The sequence below is a fragment of the Candidatus Vicinibacter affinis genome, assembly GCA_016714365.1.
In the GTDB taxonomy this organism is placed as follows: domain Bacteria; phylum Bacteroidota; class Bacteroidia; order Chitinophagales; family Saprospiraceae; genus Vicinibacter; species Vicinibacter affinis.
The window spans coordinates 109,096-129,154 of sequence record JADJNH010000006.1; the positions used below are offsets into that span (position 1 = coordinate 109,096).

General features: G+C 39.6%; 10 protein-coding genes. 3 read left to right on the forward strand and 7 right to left on the reverse strand.

The window, feature by feature from the left end; all coding sequences use genetic code 11:
* Positions 1 to 228: 228 nt before the first annotated feature.
* Positions 229 to 5,805: an HYR domain-containing protein gene (locus IPJ53_13680; protein ID MBK7800147.1), complete on the forward strand. Its 5,577-nt coding sequence runs from the start codon at positions 229 to 231 to the stop codon at positions 5,803 to 5,805.
* Positions 5,806 to 5,970: 165 nt separating this feature from the next.
* On the forward strand, positions 5,971 to 9,408 hold the full coding sequence (locus IPJ53_13685) for a hypothetical protein (GenBank protein MBK7800148.1): 3,438 nt from the start codon (positions 5,971 to 5,973) through the stop codon (positions 9,406 to 9,408).
* Positions 9,409 to 9,951: 543 nt separating this feature from the next.
* Here IPJ53_13685 and IPJ53_13690 read toward each other — a convergent pair.
* The 4 genes from IPJ53_13690 to IPJ53_13705 form a co-directional block, all read right to left on the reverse strand.
* Positions 9,952 to 11,304, reverse strand: coding sequence for a hypothetical protein (locus IPJ53_13690; GenBank protein MBK7800149.1), 1,353 nt, complete (start codon positions 11,302 to 11,304; stop codon positions 9,952 to 9,954).
* Between the two features lie 519 nt (positions 11,305 to 11,823).
* A complete protein-coding gene (locus tag IPJ53_13695; GenBank protein ID MBK7800150.1) occupies positions 11,824 to 12,186 on the reverse strand; it encodes a DUF1573 domain-containing protein in 363 nt (120 codons plus the stop codon).
* A gap of 162 nt (positions 12,187 to 12,348) precedes the next feature.
* Positions 12,349 to 14,373, reverse strand: coding sequence for an OmpA family protein (locus tag IPJ53_13700; GenBank protein ID MBK7800151.1), 2,025 nt, complete (start codon positions 14,371 to 14,373; stop codon positions 12,349 to 12,351).
* Between the two features lie 24 nt (positions 14,374 to 14,397).
* Positions 14,398 to 15,426 (reverse strand): PorP/SprF family type IX secretion system membrane protein, encoded by a 1,029-nt coding sequence (locus IPJ53_13705; GenBank protein ID MBK7800152.1) that lies wholly within the window; start codon positions 15,424 to 15,426, stop codon positions 14,398 to 14,400.
* Positions 15,427 to 15,648: 222 nt separating this feature from the next.
* Between IPJ53_13705 and IPJ53_13710 the strand changes: the two genes are divergently transcribed.
* Complete coding sequence (locus IPJ53_13710) at positions 15,649 to 15,987, forward strand: DUF2853 family protein (protein MBK7800153.1); 339 nt, start codon at positions 15,649 to 15,651, stop codon at positions 15,985 to 15,987.
* A gap of 228 nt (positions 15,988 to 16,215) precedes the next feature.
* Here IPJ53_13710 and IPJ53_13715 read toward each other — a convergent pair whose 3' ends face one another.
* The 3 genes from IPJ53_13715 to rny form a co-directional block, all read right to left on the reverse strand.
* On the reverse strand, positions 16,216 to 16,719 hold the full coding sequence (locus IPJ53_13715) for an IS110 family transposase (protein ID MBK7800154.1): 504 nt from the start codon (positions 16,717 to 16,719) through the stop codon (positions 16,216 to 16,218).
* Between the two features lie 184 nt (positions 16,720 to 16,903).
* Positions 16,904 to 17,341, reverse strand: coding sequence for a transposase (locus IPJ53_13720; protein ID MBK7800155.1), 438 nt, complete (start codon positions 17,339 to 17,341; stop codon positions 16,904 to 16,906).
* Positions 17,342 to 18,207: 866 nt separating this feature from the next.
* Positions 18,208 to 19,848 (reverse strand): ribonuclease Y, encoded by a 1,641-nt coding sequence (gene rny / locus IPJ53_13725; protein MBK7800156.1) that lies wholly within the window; start codon positions 19,846 to 19,848, stop codon positions 18,208 to 18,210.
* Positions 19,849 to 20,059 lie beyond the last annotated feature (211 nt).

Below are 20,059 nucleotides of genomic sequence, written 5' to 3' on the forward strand. Positions count from 1 at the left end.
GGGCTATTTAATCAATCAATACAGATACAAAAAAAAATAAATTATTAAAAACACACATATCAAAAAAAAAAATCTAACATTTTTTGGTACAATTGAAACTTGAATGCTTGATTTTGTAGTAGACAAAGCTATATCTTTACCCCGTATTGAACACCAATCCTCAGCTCTAAAATAATTTTACCCAATGTTTCCGTCTTGTTCTCTTTAGAAAAAGACAATCGTTTTGTTATGCAAAAATATTTCATACCTCCTTACCTTTTTGGGCTGAGCTTGCTATTGACTTTAATGTTCAATCAGCATGTGATATCCCAACCACTTTCACCAAAAATACTTTCTGCACCGGATGTCAGCATCCGTTTACTTGATTGCACCTCTCCTCCGGTTATTCAGTGTCCGACAGATCTTACACTCTGCCCAGGTGCAACAGAGGATCCTGCAGCGACCGGTTGCGCCAAAGCCTTTCCACCAAGTAATCAATGTAATCCACCATTGGTTGCCTTTGTCGATAGAGTTATTTCTTCAGGACCTTGTCAGGGAGAAAAAACCATACAAAGAATTTGGACTGCAACAGATGTTGACAATCCTTCACTTCGAAGTTTTTGTATTCAATATTTAAGATTTGAAGATAAGTCCCCACCTGCCTTTATACATTGTCCAAAGGACACTTCAGTTCTTTCAAATGATAAATGTGTCGCTCTTTTCCAATGGAATCCACCGGCTGTTTTTGACAATTGTGGTTCCGTTTGTCTTACCAGTTCACACCCTGTTGGCTCCCTTTTCAAAGAAGGACCAACTGTAATCACCTACACTGCCAATGACGCCTGTGGAAACATCAGTACCTGTAGCTTTACAATTACGGTAATACCTCAGTGTTGCCTTCAAAATCCAATATTAACTTGTCCGGGAAATTTTACTGCTTGTCCTGATTCTCCAATTGATCCAGGTACAACTGGAAGAGCCATCGCCGAACCTGGAAGCCAGCATTGTGCCAGACCATTGTTGAGTTTTAGTGACGATACATTAAGTAGTGCCCTATGCTCATTAATCATAGCCAGAACCTGGACTGCATGGGATCCCAACAAGCCTGAGCTTCGCTCAAGCTGTGTTCAAAATATTGAACTTAAGGATGTATCACCACCTAACATTGTATGTCCTCAAAGCATTACTGTAAATTCTGAACCGGATTGTTTTGCTACCGTAAGTTGGAATAACCCTCAGACTTCAGATAACTGTACCATGGTTAGCTTAGTCAGCTCTCATGGTAATCGTGCCCGCTTCCCAATAGGAACAACTACGGTTTATTATACTGCAACAGACGGATGTGGAAATGTCTCCGGGTGTCAGTTTAACGTAACGGTTGAAGCTAATTGCTGCAACAAACCTCCCGTGATCACCTGTCCTGCTGATTTTTACAATTGTCCGCAAGGAATAGATCCTCTGGTAACAGGGAAGGCAACCGCTGCCCCAGGACAGGTAGGATGCCCACAACCGGTGGTAAGTTATAAGGATGATACCTTATACCATCAATCATGTTCATTAAGGGTCATCAGAACCTGGATCGCAACAGATCCCGTCCAGTCCAACCTGACTGCTTCTTGCGAACAAATCATCAATCTTAAAGATGATCAAGCTCCAAGTATAACCTGCCCGGCCAATATTACTGTTCAATCCGGACCCGATTGTACTGGATCTGCCTTCTGGAGTGACCCATCCACATCTGACAATTGTTCATCAGTAAGATTATCAGGGTCTCATGGAAATGGAACCAGCGGATTCCCAATTGGGGTAACCAACATTTATTATACCGCATTTGATGCCTGTGGCAATTCTGCAAACTGCAGCTTTACTGTTACTGTTGAGGCGAATTGCTGCAACAAACCTCCGGTGATCACCTGTCCTGCTGATTTTTACAATTGTCCTCAAGGAATAGATCCTCAGGTAACAGGGAAGGCCACCGCTGTCCCAGGACAGGCAGGGTGCCCACAACCAGTAATAAGCTACAAAGATGATACCTTATACCATCAATCATGCTCACTAAGGGTTATCAGAACCTGGATCGCAACAGATCCCGTCCAGTCCAACCTGACTGCTTCTTGCGAACAAATCATCAATCTTAAAGATGATCAGGCTCCAAGCATTACCTGCCCGGCCAATATTACTGTTCAATCCGGACCCGATTGTACTGGATCTGCCTTCTGGAGTGACCCATCCACATCTGACAATTGTTCATCAGTAAGATTATCAGGGTCTCATGGAAATGGAACCAGCGGATTCCCAATTGGGGTAACCAACATTTATTATACCGCATTTGACGCCTGTGGCAATTCTGCAAACTGCAGCTTTACTGTTACTGTTGAGGCGAATTGCTGCAACAAACCTCCCGTGATCACCTGTCCTGCTGATTTTTACAATTGTCCACAAGGAATAGATCCACAGGTGACAGGTCAGGCTACTGCTGTCCCAGGACTAGCAGGATGCCCGCAACCAGTAATTAGCTACAAAGATGATACCTTATACCATCAATCATGCTCACTAAGGGTCATCAGAACCTGGATCGCAACAGATCCCGTCCAACACAACTTGACTGCTTCATGTGAACAAATCATCAATCTTAAAGATGATCAGGCTCCAAGCATTACTTGCCCTGCCAATATTACTGTTCAATCCGGACCTGATTGTACAGGAACAGCCACCTGGAATGACCCTTCCACTTCTGACAATTGCTCAGCTGTAACACTTTCAGGCTCTCATGGCAATGGAAGCAGTGGCTTTCCTATTGGTGTAACCAATATCTTTTACACTGCATTTGACGCCTGTGGCAATTTTTCGAATTGCAGTTTTACGGTAACGGTTGAAGCGAATTGCTGCAACAAACCTCCGGTGATCAACTGTCCTGCTGATTTTTACAATTGTCCACAGGGAATAGATCCACAAGTAACAGGTCAAGCAACAGCAATTGCCGGAACTCCACAATGTCCTGATCCGATCCTTAGTTTTAAAGATGACACTGTATTTAATCAATCTTGTTCTCTAAGGGTCATCAGAACCTGGACTGCAATTGATCCAATACAAAGCAATTTGATAACAAGGTGCGAACAAATCATCAATCTTAAAGATGATCAGGCTCCAAGCATAAATTGCCCTGCCAATATTACTGTTCAATCCGGACCCGATTGCACAGGAACTGCCACTTGGAATGACCCTTCCACTTCTGATAATTGCTCTACTGTAACACTTTCAGGGTCACATGGCAATGGCAGCACTGGATTCCCAATTGGGACTACAACTATTTACTATACTGCATTTGATGCTTGTAACAATTCAAGCAATTGCAGTTTCACCGTTACAGTTGAACTTAACTGTTGCAATAAACCACCGGTACTTACCTGCCCAGCAGACTTTGAAAGTTGTCCAGGAAGCATCGAACCTTCCCGCACCGGACAGGCTTTTGCTCAAAAAGCACACCCTACCTGTGGGGATCCGATTATCAGCTTTAAAGATCAAATAGTATTTCAACAAGCATGTTCTTTAAGAATCATCAGAACCTGGTATGCAACCGATCCAGATAAATCTGAGTTAAAGGATTCATGCCAACAAAACATCGATTTGAAAGATGATCATTTACCGGCAATTTCGAATTGCCCAACTGATATTACGGTAGATCCAAACTACAATTGCGAAGCTTTCCCAACTTGGGTAATACCTACAGCATCTGATAATTGTGCATTGGTCAACTTCAATGGATCTCACCGTCCGGGAGAAATTATGCCTTCAGGTAAGACTACCGTCATATATACCGCAACAGACGCTTGTGGTCTTCTCTCAACCTGTTCCTTTGTGGTTACGGTTACCGAAAATTGTTGCAACAGACCACCCGTTATGATCTGTCCGGACAATTATGTAGCCTGCCCTGGAACGGCCACAGATACAAGTGTTACTGGGGTGCCTACCGTAACAGCAGGCAAATCGAGTTGCCTGAACCCGGTTGTTTCATATCATGACAATGTCATTTCAAGAGGTCCTTGCAATGGTGCGATTTTAATAGAACGTACCTGGAGGGCAGTTGATCCTAATTTGTCTAATTTGTTTGCAGAATGTACTCAACGTATTGAACTAAAGGATGATGTGCCACCAAGATTTACTTCTACCCCTTCAAACATAACAGTTGATGCTCAGGGAGATTGTGAAGTGCCTGTAAACTGGCTTGCCCCGGTTGCCACTGATAATTGTGGACTGGCTTCACTGACGAGTAATATCCCTTCAGGAAGTAATTTTAATGAAGGAACGACTTCGGTCACCTATACAGCAACCGACCTATGTGGCAACACCAGTTCAACTACTTTCACCATCACGGTGAAGGGCGCTGTAATAGGCATTAATTGTCCAAACGATACACTCGTTTTCAGAACCAATCCATACTTGAATGGAGCATATGTTAATTGGCCATTGCCACACGTAAATTATTGCAATCCTTGCCAAGGAAATATTAATGGATTTATCTACATGGGCGAATACAATGGAAGCAGATACTTCTGTTCAAAAGGACCAGAAAACTGGGAAACTGCCAAAATCATCTGCGATATAAACGGAGGAAAGCTGGCTGTTATAAATGACCATGATGAAAACCAATTTATAGCAAGCAAATTAGCAGGACAGACAGCCTGGATTGGCGGATCAGATGCACGATCTGAAGGTAGATTTGATTGGATTGACAACAGCCCTTTCATTTATTCCAACTGGCTGCCGGGACAACCGAATAATTTTGGACCAAACGAAGATTTTATCGAATTGGCTCCAGACGGTACCTGGAATGATCAAAACGGAGACGAATCAAGAGAGTTTGTACTTGAAATGCCTTGTTATGAACTAAAACAAATAAAAGGTCCTAAAAGAGGCGGACTTGTTAATTGTGGTACGAACACCATTAGCTATGTGGCCACTAAAGATGGACAATCTGATACCTGCAGTTTTGTCGTTCGGGTGAATTGTGATTCCCTCACCACGTATTGCAATAACAAAGCTCAATTCAGTAATTTGATGTGGATCAAAAAAGTAAAATTCGCAGACATAGACAATACCTCCGGTGATGACCACGGTTATAGATTTTTCAACAACCCATGTGGAAATCTAAGAGCAGGTGAAACCTATTCACTTTGTGTTACGCCGGGATACCTGACCAACAGTTACAATGTGTATTGGAAAATTTGGATTGATTACAATGCAGATGGTGTATTCCATAATATTACAGAATTGGTTACCTATGGCTATGGCAACACAACCATGTGTGCCAACTTAAAAATGCCGGGTGGTTTTGTTCGAGCCAACGTACGCATGCGTGTAGCGATGTCTTACGGAGCCTATCCTGCCGATCCTTGTTCGCCAATATTGTATGGAGAAATTGAAGACTACTGTTTCAACTTACTGCCCCCTACCAACTTTGGAGGTAGTACTCCAGAATCTCTTGAGATACAGTCAACCGAACTTAAATGTGCGGAGAATTGTGAATCTCAGAGTCCCGTTGAATTAGACCTCAGATCGGTAGAAAGCGAGCTTTTTGGAAACCAGGGTGAGTTTTTTATCATTCCAAATCCGGCCAACAGTGAAGTGATTCTGAAGACCATTGCAGACAAGGCAAAATCCATGGTCATTTTTGATGCTCAAGGCAAGAATGTTTGGAAAAAAATCCAACCAAGCACGGAAGCTGAGACCATCAACACCAGCACCTGGGCTGAAGGACTTTATCACATAACCGTTGAATTTAAAAATGGACATAAAACCAGTAAAAGGTTTGTCGTGCAACATTAAAATATAAAATTAGGTATGAAAAGGAATTAGCCTCCCATCAATTGACCGGGGAGGCTTTTTCTTTTTAGCCAAATCCCTCAATTATAAAATCTGGTGCTTAACTTTAAGCCGCAGATTGCGGGTTTGGCTGCAAATTTTACTTTTTAATTTAATTGAATGAATCTCATGAAGTCTACTTCCCTTTCAGTTTTAATTTTACTAGGTTGGTTTGGTTTTTACAAATCCTTTTCCCAGAACACTTCCATCATTCAAAAACAAATTGAAGCAACTGTCAGCCTGGGAAAACCAGTCACCAAAATTAACTTGGTTCAGAAAAATTCTTTAAGATTCTCTACCTCTCCGGCCGGTCTAAAAAATTCGGCAAATGCAAGTATTTTCCGACCAGATGAAACGAAGTTGGCTATATGTTTGCGCACCAAACCTGCTCTACTTAACCTGGATATTACCTTACCAAACGGCGTCGCTACCGAACTGGTATTACAATCACAAAAACTGTATTCCAAAGATTCAAGAATCCTTAGTTCTGAAGATCCCGTTGGAATTCCTCTAAACATTGGACAGCATTTTAGTGGTTACATTCCCGGAAGGCCGGGCTCAATAGTTGCCCTGAGTATTTTTGAAAATGAAATTGCAGGTGTTATTTCAACCCCACAGGATGGCAACATCATTATAGGAAAATTGGACTCTCCTAATATAACAGAATCCACTTCCAACGAACATGTAATTTATTATGAAAATGATTTAGTAAAAAATTCAGGATTTCAATGTGGAATAACTGAAAACCATGAACTGTTCCAAAATCTTCGGGAGCAAACAGTAAGTCCGCAAGAAATATTTGCAAATAAATGCAGAACTGTAAAAGTTTTTTTGGAATGTGATTACAGAATGTATCAGGACAGGAACCTGCAAAAAAATCAGGTAGTTAGTTATGTGACCAGTGTTTTTAATGTGGTTAAAACTTTATATGCCAATGAATCTGTAAAAATAGAAATTTCAGACATCATGGTTTGGACTACACAAGACCCGTTTCCAAAAACCACTTTGCAAAATATCATTTATGGGTATGCAGATTATCGCAAGAACAATTTCAATGGAGATCTCGCACAACTGGTGAGTACTTTTCCAACTCAGGGAGGGATCGCATTTGTGAATGGTTTGTGTACTCCCTACAATGGACAAATAGGTCCACACTCATATGCTTACATTTACAATACTTTCAATACGCTGCCGACGTATTCCTGGACCGTGGAAGTAATGGCCCACGAACTGGGACACAACTTTGGAAGCTGGCATACTCACTCGTGTGTTTGGGGACCTCAGAAAAATACACAGATAGATAATTGTCAACCTCCTGATGTGGGTAGCTGTAATCCCGGGCCTACTCCAAATGGGGGTGGTACCATCATGAGTTACTGTCATTTGACGGGTGTGGGAATAAATTTTTCAAAAGGATTTGGGCAAGAACCCGGCGATGTTCTCAGGAATGCGGTTAATACGAAGACCTGTCTGACAGCCGTCTTTACACCAACTCAAAAATTAAATCTCCAGGGACCCTATTTTGAAGGAGACAATTTAAAAATTCAAGCCAAGCCTGTTAAAGCAAATTATACCTACGATTGGTTCCATTATGATTATAAATTACCCGGAAAGAATGATACATTTCTGGACATCAAATATTCCGGAATTTATAAAGCGGCGGTATCAGATAATTGCACAGAATACGCAGACCCAGATACTGTGAAAATTGGAGAATTTCAAGTCAACCTGGGTTGTCCAGTATTGAAAGGAAAAACAGATTCCATCATGAGTCAAATAGTGGTGGACGTTGACAATTTTGCTAAATCAGATACCCTTATTTTTCCTCCGGGCTTATTTGCCAACATTCCAACTAAGGCACTAGATGTATTGGTTGAATTGCAGACCCGCATAGCTCCTAAAAATCAGTCATGGGTGCGCAGTGTGCTTACTTCTTACCAGTCACCCACAACGGTTGGTATTGTAACAAATGATTACAGACCCGGTGAAAACACTACTGCATTTCCAAATAATCCAAAATCATTTTCGAAAATTATGGGTCGATTTGATCCTACCGGGACCTGGATATTTACTCACCGCGATGATCGAAATGACAATGGTGTTGATGCTCAAGTTACCATCAGTTTGGTGGTCAAATGGAGAATGCCTGATACTGTTTTGAACTGCACCTTACCCATCTGTGAAGGAAGTAACAAAACATTGGATCCGGTTATCCCGGGTGCCACTTACAAATGGTCTACCGGTGAAACTTCTAAAACAATCCAGGTGCAAACCCCGGGAATTTATGCAGTCACTGTAACTAAAGGAAATAAATCTTCCAGTCATCAGGTAACGCTGGTCAATAAATCTACGCAGTTTTCTCAGTCAATTAACAAATGTGAAGGAGAAATACTAAAAGTGGGAAATTCAATTTACAACAAAAGTGGCAGTTATCTGGATTCGCTCATTGCACAAGATGGATGCGACAGTATCCTTATCACAGAACTAAATGTCTGGCCTCAGAAAACAACAAATGACAGCGTCCAAATTTGTTACGGCGGTGTATATGCCGGAAAAATATTTTACCGCGATACTTTATTGAACTACCGAGCATTTGATGTCAACGGTTGCGACAGTATACATTTAATAAAAATCAAACTAAGTCCTGAAATTAAAATCAATTTTACTGTGACTCCATTGTGCGAAAATGAGGGTGGAAGCATAGAAGTTTTTACGAGCGGAGGTAGTGGAAATTTTAATTACTTATGGACAAACCAGCAATCAACTTCAAAAATCGAAAATCTTCCTTCGGGGAACTATGAGTGTTTTGTTACAGATCAACAAGGTTGCTCCAAAAAAGATTCTGTTTCATTAAAGAACTATGATTCTGTTTCTGTTTCAGTGGTGGTGAAGGATGTAAAATGCTTTGGAGAAAGCAATGGCAGTATTGAACTGCAGTTGTTGTCAGGAACGGAACCAATCAACTATTTATGGAGTAACAATCAGACTACTCCCTTCATTGACAATCTAGTTTCTGGTAATTATACCTTGTATTTAAGAGATCAAAATGGATGTCGCCTGGAACAAACTATTAAAGTGGGAAGTCCTGATCTTTTATTAGCTGACTTGATTCTTAAACCCAGTTCCGGGAACAATGGAAGTGCAAAATTAAATATAACCGGTGGTAAGCCTCCTTACACTTTCTTGTGGAGCACAGGAGAAACAACAGAGCAAATCTCCATGCTTGCTCCCGGTTCCTACTCCATTTTAATAACTGATTCGAATGGATGCAACCGGACAGAAAGTTTTGTAATAGTCAGTTCAGTAAGTACCATTAATCCAGGTTCAGACGATATTTTCGTGAGTTTTAATTCTACACAGGACCTGCTACTGGTCACATCTAAAATTTCCAATCTAAACCAGATAGAACTTTTTGATCTCAGCGGAAAATCAATCGGTCATTCTTTCCTTACTTCTGCTAAGGAAGGAGTGTTAAATCTAAGAAATGTTTTACCGGGGATCTTTTTAGTTAAGGTGACTTTAGAGAACAATGAAATGATTTACTTCAGAAAGATTAAAACAAAATAACCAAGTCCCAATTTTTAAAAACTATTTGGGAGGGTGCTTAAGATTGAATGGAACAGATTTTTTTTCTGAAAAAGAACAGATCTCGAATGAGTCCTGAGTTAAGTACCCATCATTAAGATTGAGCATAGATTCATGCATAATAAATTTTCCAATGCTTGTTATGAAGTACATAAAAAGTATTATTTCAGTTAAAAGCCTGATTTAATAAAATTGTATTCTCGTTTAAGTCTGAGTTTAAATTCTATTTCCCAAAGTTAAGCACCTACATTTCATAACAGGAGTTCCCTTTGACATGGCAAAAGAATTTAAATACTCCGAAGAGCTTACTAAAACTTTTGTCTTAAAAGAAACGAGTGTTTCAATTGTAAATTAAAATGGAAAGAATTAACGTGGCCTTCAATATTGAATTGAGTGATCCAATTTACGACCTTAAGTTGAGGAGTACTGTTTATGAATGCTTTTTATCAATGGTGTTCAAGTTGGGACAAAAAAAATCCCCGGACTGAAGTCAATCCGGGGAAACTCTTAATCAAAACCTATTTATTATCTGATAGCGTTTACACCTTTTCCGATTTCTACGCCTTGTTTCTCTCCGGCCTCCAAACTAAATCTATAGTGGATACCGCCGTAAAGATTTGAAGTAGAAATTTCTTCTTCCATGTGTGAAAATGATTTGAATGATCTAGGAGATCCATCAATGTCTTTTCTGAACTCATAAGTCCTATCGGTAAATGCATAATTATAACCGAACAATCCACCCAACACTTCAGCACTGGCGGCAGCTAAAGCAGCCGGACTGGAAGAATACTCAGGAGTAGCAGTTGGATTGATAAGGGATAAAAAGTCATTGTCGATGTATTGACGAATGTAAGTTTCAGGTCTTACTGTATTGTATGTGTATTTAGTTTTCCAAGCCATAACAGTTGCGTCATGGAGGGTAATGCCCAACTTCATAAATGCGAACGCACAAAAGCCAAGGTCCTTATTTTCTGTATTCAGTATCTGAGCCAAAATTGACATCAGGTGTCCAGCAGGTGTGATGCTGTTGTCTTGCTCATCATTCCAATATTTAACCATAATCTCTTCCTGACGGCTTAGGTTTTCTACTCTATTGCGAACTTCCAATGCGTAAGCATAAAAAGAGGATGATTTGTCTTCACTAAAATTAGGCGGAGCAATCATCTCTGCTTTGATGGTGTGGTATGCAAGAAAAGTTCTTACCTGTCCCCAGTAAGGCTGGAGTGGCTTGCGAATTTTATTAGAAGTTGGTGACCAAAAGCCTTGGCCGTTAGGTCCGGTATAATTGCTTGGGTAATTATTCAAGAAAGCATCCTCCTGATTGTCTGTTCTGGAATAATTATAGATGGCGGAAGCCTGAGCAGCGCCATAGGCCATGGAGGATTCTGCCACCGCTTTGGTAACATTGGGAAGAATGGCATTCTGGTACTTATTGTATAACTTTTCTATAGCTTCCAAACCTGCAGGGCTTGAATTCCTATAAATCATTTTGTACAAATGATACATGCTTTCATTAAAAGCCAGCCCCCAATCCAGGTTACCAGAATTAACATCATGCATGGTACCAGGTGTAAATCCGGCAAGTTTACCCTGCATGGATTTGTAATCTTTCATACCGGGAACCAAAACTTCATACATGCCCAATCCGATATAAGCAAAAGCTCTGGCAGCAACAGGAACGGTGAAACCGGGAGTCTCTTTTGTTAACTCAAGAGACAGATTCATCCATTCGGTAGAAATCTGACCTTTTTCATTGGAAAGTTTGTTAACGAGCGCCACATCAACAGTCGCATCATCTTTAACGCAGGAGGGTAAGAAAAACAAGCATGCGAGGGAGCATACCATTAATTTTCTTGCAGTTGAAAGAAATTGCCTCATGTTTTTTAGATTTTATAGTTTTCAAATTCAATTAATCTAACGCTAAATCCAATTACGGAAATAGCAACATGATTGCGGCATTAGATCGGAATCGATCTAAAGAAACAAAGGGAAGAATACAGCACAAATATAGAAAGCCCTTTTTGATTATCCAAATATTGTCAAGTCTTTTTTTAAAAAATCAGGGTTTCCCCCTACTAATTAGGTGATAAATATATTACATATAATTATATGCTTTAAAGTTTGATTTACTGTAATTTAAACAAATAAATCCCTTTTAATAAGTCGAAAGGACTTCAGACGAAAATTTGTTAAATACATGCTTTTTTCTTATATATTATATTGATATATATTGAATAACACATTATACTTATATATAATATATAATTTGACAAAAAATAATTAAAATAAATTTAAATTATTAAACTGCCATCGTCATCCTTTTATAAATCAGCCATAAATGACATATGAATTGAAAGGATCTACGGACCAATTCTACCTCGTCGTCGGCAAAGGGCTTTACTTTTCTACCAATAATTTGAATTTGGTGTAGCTGAAACCGGTGGAAGTGTTGGCAAGGATGTCCAGATCCACCGTTTGAGGTCCCGATTTGTCTTTGGAATTGTACTTGATCTTAATTGAACTTCTTTGTCCGGGCTTTACAGGCAGTCTTGTATAATCCAGTGTGGTACATTCGCAGGCAGTGATTAATTCAATCTTCAAGTCAGCCTGGCCTGAATTGGTAAAATAGATTACCTTCTCCAGCACCTCTCCCTGGCGGATGGTTCCGAAATCATAGCTGCTGGAATCAAATTCAATTTTGGCAACTGCTATAATCGTATCGGCAGGAGGATTGGCCTGTTCCTTTTGTACAGCAGGCATTTCAGCCATCTGAACTTTAGAACTTAGGCATGCACAGCACAACAGGCTTATCAAAATTGAACAGGAACAGAAAAAAAAACATATCGGTTTCATAGTCTTTGAAAAAAAACACCCGGTTTAAAACGTTAAACCAGGTGCCTTATATTTTAAATTCAAAAATGTTTATCTTTTTGAAGCCTTCCCTTTTTTGTTGAGGACTTCTTTTCTGACTTCAATGGTAGTTGGTCCTTCGAGAATCTTAAATTCAGTCCTGCGGTTAAATCTGTGTTCGTCGTCGCTGCAGTCTTCCCCATTGGTGCAATTATTCAGGATCACTGTTTCTCCATACCCTTTAGCCTTGATTCTTTTGCCATCCACTCCTTTATTCACCAACCACCTTCGAGCTGAATTGGCTCTTCTTTCTGACAATTTAAGATTATAGGTATCGTCTCCTCTGGAATCCGTGTGCGATCCAAGTTCGATGACCATATTGGGATATTTACTCATCAAATCCAAAATGGCACTTAAATCCTTTTCGGCATCCTTTAATATTTTGTCGTCGTCAAAATCATAATAGATGTTGCTTAATCTGATTGGTTCATTGATCGTAATAATTTCAATATCTGATTCAGGAGGCATCATTTTGAAGAGAAACTCTTTGTTGATAACCTGATCTTCAGTAATTCCAACTGTATTCAATTGAATCTCCTGTGGAAAATATCCATCTTTAGAAATTACTAATTTATAGGACTTGTCCTTATCCAACAGATAGTTGACCTGATTTCCTTCAGAGTTGGATTTAGTTTGGATATTTCCTTCTTTACCCATGCTCATTTCCACCAACTGGCAAGTGATGCCTTTGAGTGGCTTTTTTGCTTCTGTTTTAGCAATGGCGTTTAATTCGATGACCAACTTTCTTTTGTTCACCAAATAAATGTCATCACAGCAAGTTTTGCCTTTAAGTGACTTGGATTCAGGATCAGGTCGATTCGATACGAGAAATCCTCTTTCCCCATCTGCACTTACTCGGTAGTAAAGATCATCGGTCGAAGTATTGATCGGTGTGCCTACATTTTTTGGTTCTGACCATTCGGATCCATTCCAATTGGAAACAAAAACGTCAAAGCCACCGATATTAGGCCATCCTTCAGAACTGAAATAAAGTTTTCCGTCCTGATAAAAAGGAGTCAGGTCATCAGAAACGGTGTTCAGACTTCCCAAATTTACAGGTTCACTGTATTGTCCTTCTCCTGTTTTAGTGGCGTAGTAAAGATCGAATCCTCCCTTCCCACCTGGAATGTTTGCGGAGAAAAAGAGTACTTTACTTCCAAACAATTCACCTTCGTAGGGATGTCTGGACATATAATCTCCATTCACGCCGGTCACTTCGAGTGCCGGGCTCCAGCCTGACGCTGTTTTGGAAGAGGCATAAATTTTACTTTCATCCATGTGTCCACCTTCTGACAGTGTCCTTGTAAAAAACATGATGGTTCCGTCTTTACTAAAACTCACATTAGAACTGTGGTATCCTTCCCTATTGATCAATTCTTCCAGTTCGGTTCCTTTCGCATATCCCTTTCCTTCTGAGTAAGCAGATTGAAAAAGTTTACTAAAATGCACCCCGCCTTCTTCTTTAGAATCTTTGGAAGAGAGCGAACCGTAGTATAAATTGCCATCAACGTCTAAGGCAGGACTGCTCTGCGATTCAGGATTATTCACCTGGTTACCGGCATTTTTGACGATCAGACTTACATTTTCTTTCATGGTTTCCAGTAAGGCAATTCCGGCCAGTTCATTTTGAGCTATTGTCAACAATGTGCTGTCTTGACCGGTCGCCAAATAATTGCTGAACTCAGCTGCTGCCTCTGTGTATTGAGCATTCATTTTAAGGGTTTTGCCATAGGCGACACGCTCCTCAAAATATTTATTGCTCTTATCTCTGCTGAGGACCCGACCAAACCAGGTTGCAGATTTGTTGTAATCTCGCAGTAAAAAATGAGTCTTGGCAATTTTAATGGCAAGATCCTTTTCTTTTATTTCTTTATAGGCCTTCTCATACTGGTCGAGGGCGTTGTAGTATTGACCTTTTTCGATTTGTTCATCACCGGACTTAATCAAGGCGGCTGGTGTGTTGCCACTGACCGGCTGTCCAAATAATCCGAAGGAAATGGTGGAGAATATCAAAAAGGTAATGAATATTTTATTCATAATCAGGAAAATTCAATAAGTGATTTAAAATCTTGGACAAAATACTTTTGGTTTTGGATTCGGTTTTTTGGTCACGGTACCCACGTACATAATGCCAAACTCGATAGCCCCAAAACCGCCGGGACTCTGTGAAGAGCTAAGTGATGAAAGTGTCTGGTCATACCCCACCTGGAATCTTATTTTTTTAATATCCATGCCAAGCATAACCTGGGCTGCATCCCCAATTCTATAACCGAGTCCTCCATTCAGACGGATTCCTTTTTCAACATTAAACAAATAGCTGACCATGCATTGAGGAACCACGGTAGTAAAAGTTTTTAAATTTCGGATCCACAACATGGGACGCACATCTACTTTTTCATTCAAGTGATAATCCATCCCTGCCTGGGCGGTTAATAATGTGCCTAATTTATTTCCTGAGCCCCCGGAACTGAGATTTACAGTTGGATTGTTTACCCGTCCTGCATTAAAACCAATTTTCAGTCCATGTTTTTTAGCGCTGATGGATGTATTGTATGCAAGGCCTATGGAAATGTCCGTATAATTAGCCTTGTCCTGTAATTTACCCAAATCGGCACTTCCTCCACCGGGATTATTGATGCCACTTTCAAAGATTGCCTTGTCTTTATTCTTAATGTTCATGTTCACTCCTCCGTATTGAGCGCCCAATGAAATGTCACTTCCTTTGGCCAATGCAAGATGGTAGGATGCCTGTGCAATAAATCCACCGGTACCCAATCCTATGGCTCCTGATCTGTCCTGAAGAAAGTTCATACCGAAGCCTACCCAATCCTTCTTTCTAAATCCCCAGGGAAAGGTCGCATCAATGTAGAAGTTGAGCGTTCTGAATTCAGATCCTAGTCCGGTAATAGAAGCCGCCTGATCTCTGAAAATGCCCCCTATTCTGTAAGAACCATTAAAACCGCCCACATTTGCCGGATTGACATGGAGGGGAGAAAATTCAAATTGAGTAAAATGTATGTCTTGCGCAATGATGCGGTCTGCCCCTGACCACAGCAGCAAACCAAATGCAACGAGTAATTTTAACTTCATACTGATATTTATAATAAAGCCGAAATATACAGATTATTCTCATCTGAATTCAAATCAAGGGCCAAATTGAACGGTTTTTTAACTTAAAAATGACCGGTGGAGGAAATCGGGACGATTATAGGCTTGAAACAAGAATAAAGTTAATGATTTATTGTATTCGCTAATGGAAAATTGAATACATTTGGACACAAGTTTATATTCATTAATTTTAAATTTATTCATATGAGTCAATTCGAAGAAAAAGTTTCAGAAATGTTGTCAGAAGCCACTAAACTGGGCTGGACTGTCAACGAAGACTTACTTACCAAAATAGCAAAAGGTCTAGGCCCCTCCATTTACAACGCGGATTCCTCACTGGTGTCTTCCAGTGATCAGGCAGAGCTGGATCGGGTAAAACAAAATTTCCTGATTGGCAAACTGGGATGTGCGGACAACGAATCGCTTGACCAAGCGATCGATGAGGTGGTTCAGGCATTTGGCTCCAGCAACAGAAACAAACACCGAATTCTGTTTTACTATCAGTTGGTTGTAAAATTGGGAAAAGAATCTGTTTATAATTAAAAATCTCAATGTACTAAATTTTAAAAAGCTTGTTCTACACACGTAGGACAAGCTTTTTTTTTGCCAGCTGGCTTTGAAAATTAACTTCAGAAATCTTTTTCACAAACAGAAAATCTATTCGGTCAAGTCAAAAATTTCGGGAGAAACCTGTTTTGCGGACCCCGTTATTCACTAAAGTTGGCCTAAATTCCATCCTATTATCCTAGTTCTTTTTTGTCTCTTAAGTAACTACATTTCAACTATCTGTAAACCAAGGTTTTTAGCTTGTCGTTTTAACTTCTTAATTTGATTTTCTTTAAACCCATCCATATATTTTTCGATTGGTATTGGGTTAAATTTAACCCTTTCTTTTATCATTTTATAAAAAATAGCCGCAATTTTTCTTGCAGTCGCAACAATTGCTTTTGGCGCCCCCTTTTTTGCTTTTATACGATTATAAAACATCGCTAACCAATTTTTGCTACGCTGTATGGCAAACGCCGCCATTCTAAATATTTGACCTGCGTGGTTTTTCTTTTTTGGAATCCGGCTACTTAATACTTTCCCTCCTGATATTTTATTATTCGGGGCTAAGTTTAACCATGATGTAAAGTGTTTTACCGTTGGCCATTTACTCATATCTAATCCGACTTCGCTTATAATTTCTATAGCATTTGTTTCCGTAATCCCAAAAATTTCTGCTAAATCCGTCCCCGTTAGTTCGTACAACATTTCCTTTCCGTTAAAATTCAAATTATTTTTATTACTCTTTTCTTTTTTTGGGGCTCCACAAATGTATCTACTCCGGATTTTTCACGAAGATGCTCTTCTATTTTAGCATCGCATTCCTTTAGCTTAAGATGATAGAATTGATATATTGAATAACTTTGCTCTAGTTCAAAAACGTGTTCTTCTTTCCAAACCCCCGTTAAGGATTTTATAATACCCTCTTTTTATGAGCTCTAATTCTACTATCGCAACAAGATGCTAATATCTCTGCGTTTCGTTCACCAGCTATGATGGATTTTATGATCTCTTGTCCAGATTTACCTGTAATATCCGCAATAACATGTTGTATTTTAATATTCATTTGTTCTAAAGCTTTATGCATCATGCGAATATGTGTAGCTGACATTTCAATTAAATTTTTTCGATGACGCATATATGCTCTTAATTTACGAGTAAACTTATCGGGTTGAAAACTTGCAGATAATAATCCGCAACTGTGTAATTGACGTATCCAATCAGCATCGCTAACATCTGTTTTCTTTCCTCTTACATTTTTTACATGTTTAGCTGTAACTAATACAACATCAAAACCCGCATCTTCTAATACTAAAAATAAACTTACCCAGTAAATACCGGTAGCCTCCATAGCAACTGTATCTACTTTGCATTCTTTTAAAAAACACAACTAGGGCGTGTAAGTCTTCAGTAAAGGCGCCAAAGGCTCTTATTGGTTTTTCAGTGGATTCAGGATTAACTGCTACATAATGTTCTTTGCTTGATATATCTATACCTGCCGCGTTAGGATAAATAATCGGAAATGCTTTTGGTTTTTTTTTCTTTCATTTTCTTAAAATTTTAAAGTGAATAAAACGAAAGCAGTGTTAAGGTTCTGAGTAATTATCGTATAAGCTTTAAACGGGGTTTCGCCAAAGGCGAACCACCAAAATGGATTGTCATTCAAAGAACACTACCAAACTTGATAAGGGGCTGCGAGCACCATAACAAAAAACGGTTTTTGTAAACACTGCTTTACATCTCGCAAGTTACTTTAAAGGATTGAGAGCGGAGCCGCTGTTATAAACTTAATACAAAAAAGAACCAAAAAAAATCAAGGCTGTTTTCATTTCTTAACGCTAAAACTGATCTAAAAAGCTAAACAAAATAAACTCGCCTTGAGCATATATAATAGCTCTAGGCTTTACTGTTATAAATTTTTCAGCATTTCTGCAAGCGAGCTCAAACAGTATTTTGTTCTTAACGCTTTTTAAATCAGTTTTAGCTAAAATGAAAAAGGCCGATCTGAATTTCTCATTCGATAACTATATGAGGTGTCGGAATCTAATTAATACAGCTACATAAGATGTTTAATTTCTACTTAATCCCCATAAAATTTACCTGACTCAATTTATTTCAGATTACAAAAGATATAGAGATTCAGATTACAATGCAAAGTTGAATGCGTTGTAATCGAGATTAAAATTTTTATCGTAACAGCAACCTTTCGAATGAATTTTATCTTGCAAAGGCCGTTGCTCGTTTTTCACGGATGACCGTCACCTTTACCTGACCCGGATACTGCATTTCATCCTGAATCTTTTGTGAGATCATGAATGCCAAATCATCCGCATACTGGTCGGTAACTTTTTCACTCTCCACAATTACCCGTAATTCACGACCTGCTTGTAAAGCATATGCCTTGGATACGCCTTCATAAGCCATCGCCAATTCCTCCAATTCATTAATCCGCTTAAGGTAACTTTCCAAAATTTCCCGACGCGCACCCGGTCTCGCTCCGGAGATGGCATCACAAGCCTGTACAATCGGAGAAATAATGTTATTCATTTCAATCTCATCATGATGGGCTCCGACTGCGTTGATGATCACTTCATGCTCGTTGTATTTTTCACACAGTTTCATGCCAAACAAAGCATGGGATAATTCTGATTCTTCTTCTGCCACTTTTCCAATATCATGCAACAATCCGGCTCTCTTAGCCATTTTGATCTGTTTTGGATTCAATCCAAGTTCTGCAGCCATTACAGCGCACAGGTTCGCAGTTTCAGAGGAGTGTTCCAATAGATTTTGGCCATAGGAAGAACGAAATCTCATTCGACCAACCATTTTTACCAAATACGGATCTAATCCATGAATGTCGAGGTCGATGATGGTACGTTCTCCGATTTCTACTATCTGTTCGTCCAGTTGTTTTTTAACCTTGGCTACCACTTCTTCAATTCTGGCCGGGTGAATTCTACCATCGGCTACTAATCTTTTCAAGGACAATCGGGCGATCTCTCTTCTGATCGGATCAAAACTTGAGATGACAATTGCTTCCGGGGTGTCATCGACTACAATTTCTGCACCGGTAGCAGCTTCCAGGGCTCTGATGTTACGCCCTTCCCTTCCGATAATCTGTCCTTTGATGTCGTCACTGTCCAGATTGAACACAGACACACTGTTCTCAATCGTGTATTCAGCACACATCCTTTGAATGGTCTGGATGACAATTTTCTTGGCTTCTTTATTTGCGTTTGCCTTTGCATTTTCAATTACTTCCCGTTCGATTACCAGGGCATCATTACTTGCTTTTGCTCTTACCGCGGTCAGTAAAATTTCCTTTGCTTCACTTTCTGATAATTTGGCGATTTGCTGAAGTTCGTGGATGCGCTTCTCATTGGCCTCTTCCAATTCTTCTTTTTTCTTGGCGACAATTTTCAATTGCTTGTCTAGATTTTCCCGCACCGTTTTAATCTCTGCTTCTCTGTTCTCGACATCCAGTTTTAGCGTTTTAACTTCTTTTTCGATTACACCCAATTTGAGTTCACGCTCTTTAAGTTCAATCATCTGACCGGACTTAAAACTTTCAAATTCAGACTTCAGTCTGTTGAAATTGTCTTTTGTTTCTCCAATTTTTTGTTGCTTAATGCTCTCATTTTTGGTTTCTGCTTTGGAAACAATCTTTTCAGCTTTGTTTTCAGCTTCGTCCAGAATTCTTTTGGCGGCTAATTTGGCTTTTTCCAATTCAAGATCGGAAATCTGATTAATCTCATCAACTTTCTTTTGGTTGGATCTTACAAGGAGGCTCCTGACGATAAAAAACCCGGCACCACCTCCTCCGGCGATTCCCAACAATAATCCCAATATACTTTCCATGCTCTTAAAGATTTAAGAAGCCTGAATATCAATTAGTTATGTTAGTCCCGGAAGCTTGGAAGGATACTTAAAGCTCAAACCAGGGGATTTGTCCCCTCACACTGCACTAATGAACCAAAGTATAAAATCATAAAATATAATGACAATAACAAAAACGGATTAAATCATTTTACAACGCCCCAAATTCCTTCCAGGTTTTCTCACAATAACT

Excerpts from the sequence above, each read along its gene's own strand:
- IPJ53_13695 (MBK7800150.1), bottom strand. The coding sequence starts at position 12,186 with ATGCCTGCTGTACAAAAGGAACAGGCCAATCCTCCTGCCGATACGATT.
- IPJ53_13720 (MBK7800155.1), bottom strand. The coding sequence starts at position 17,341 with ATGGAGGCTACCGGTATTTACTGGGTAAGTTTATTTTTAGTATTAGAA.
- IPJ53_13680 (MBK7800147.1), top strand. The coding sequence starts at position 229 with ATGCAAAAATATTTCATACCTCCTTACCTTTTTGGGCTGAGCTTGCTA.
- IPJ53_13700 (MBK7800151.1), bottom strand. The coding sequence starts at position 14,373 with ATGAATAAAATATTCATTACCTTTTTGATATTCTCCACCATTTCCTTC.
- IPJ53_13710 (MBK7800153.1), top strand. The coding sequence starts at position 15,649 with ATGAGTCAATTCGAAGAAAAAGTTTCAGAAATGTTGTCAGAAGCCACT.
- IPJ53_13690 (MBK7800149.1), bottom strand. The coding sequence starts at position 11,304 with ATGAGGCAATTTCTTTCAACTGCAAGAAAATTAATGGTATGCTCCCTC.
- rny (MBK7800156.1), bottom strand. The coding sequence starts at position 19,848 with ATGGAAAGTATATTGGGATTATTGTTGGGAATCGCCGGAGGAGGTGGT.
- IPJ53_13705 (MBK7800152.1), bottom strand. The coding sequence starts at position 15,426 with ATGAAGTTAAAATTACTCGTTGCATTTGGTTTGCTGCTGTGGTCAGGG.
- IPJ53_13685 (MBK7800148.1), top strand. The coding sequence starts at position 5,971 with ATGAAGTCTACTTCCCTTTCAGTTTTAATTTTACTAGGTTGGTTTGGT.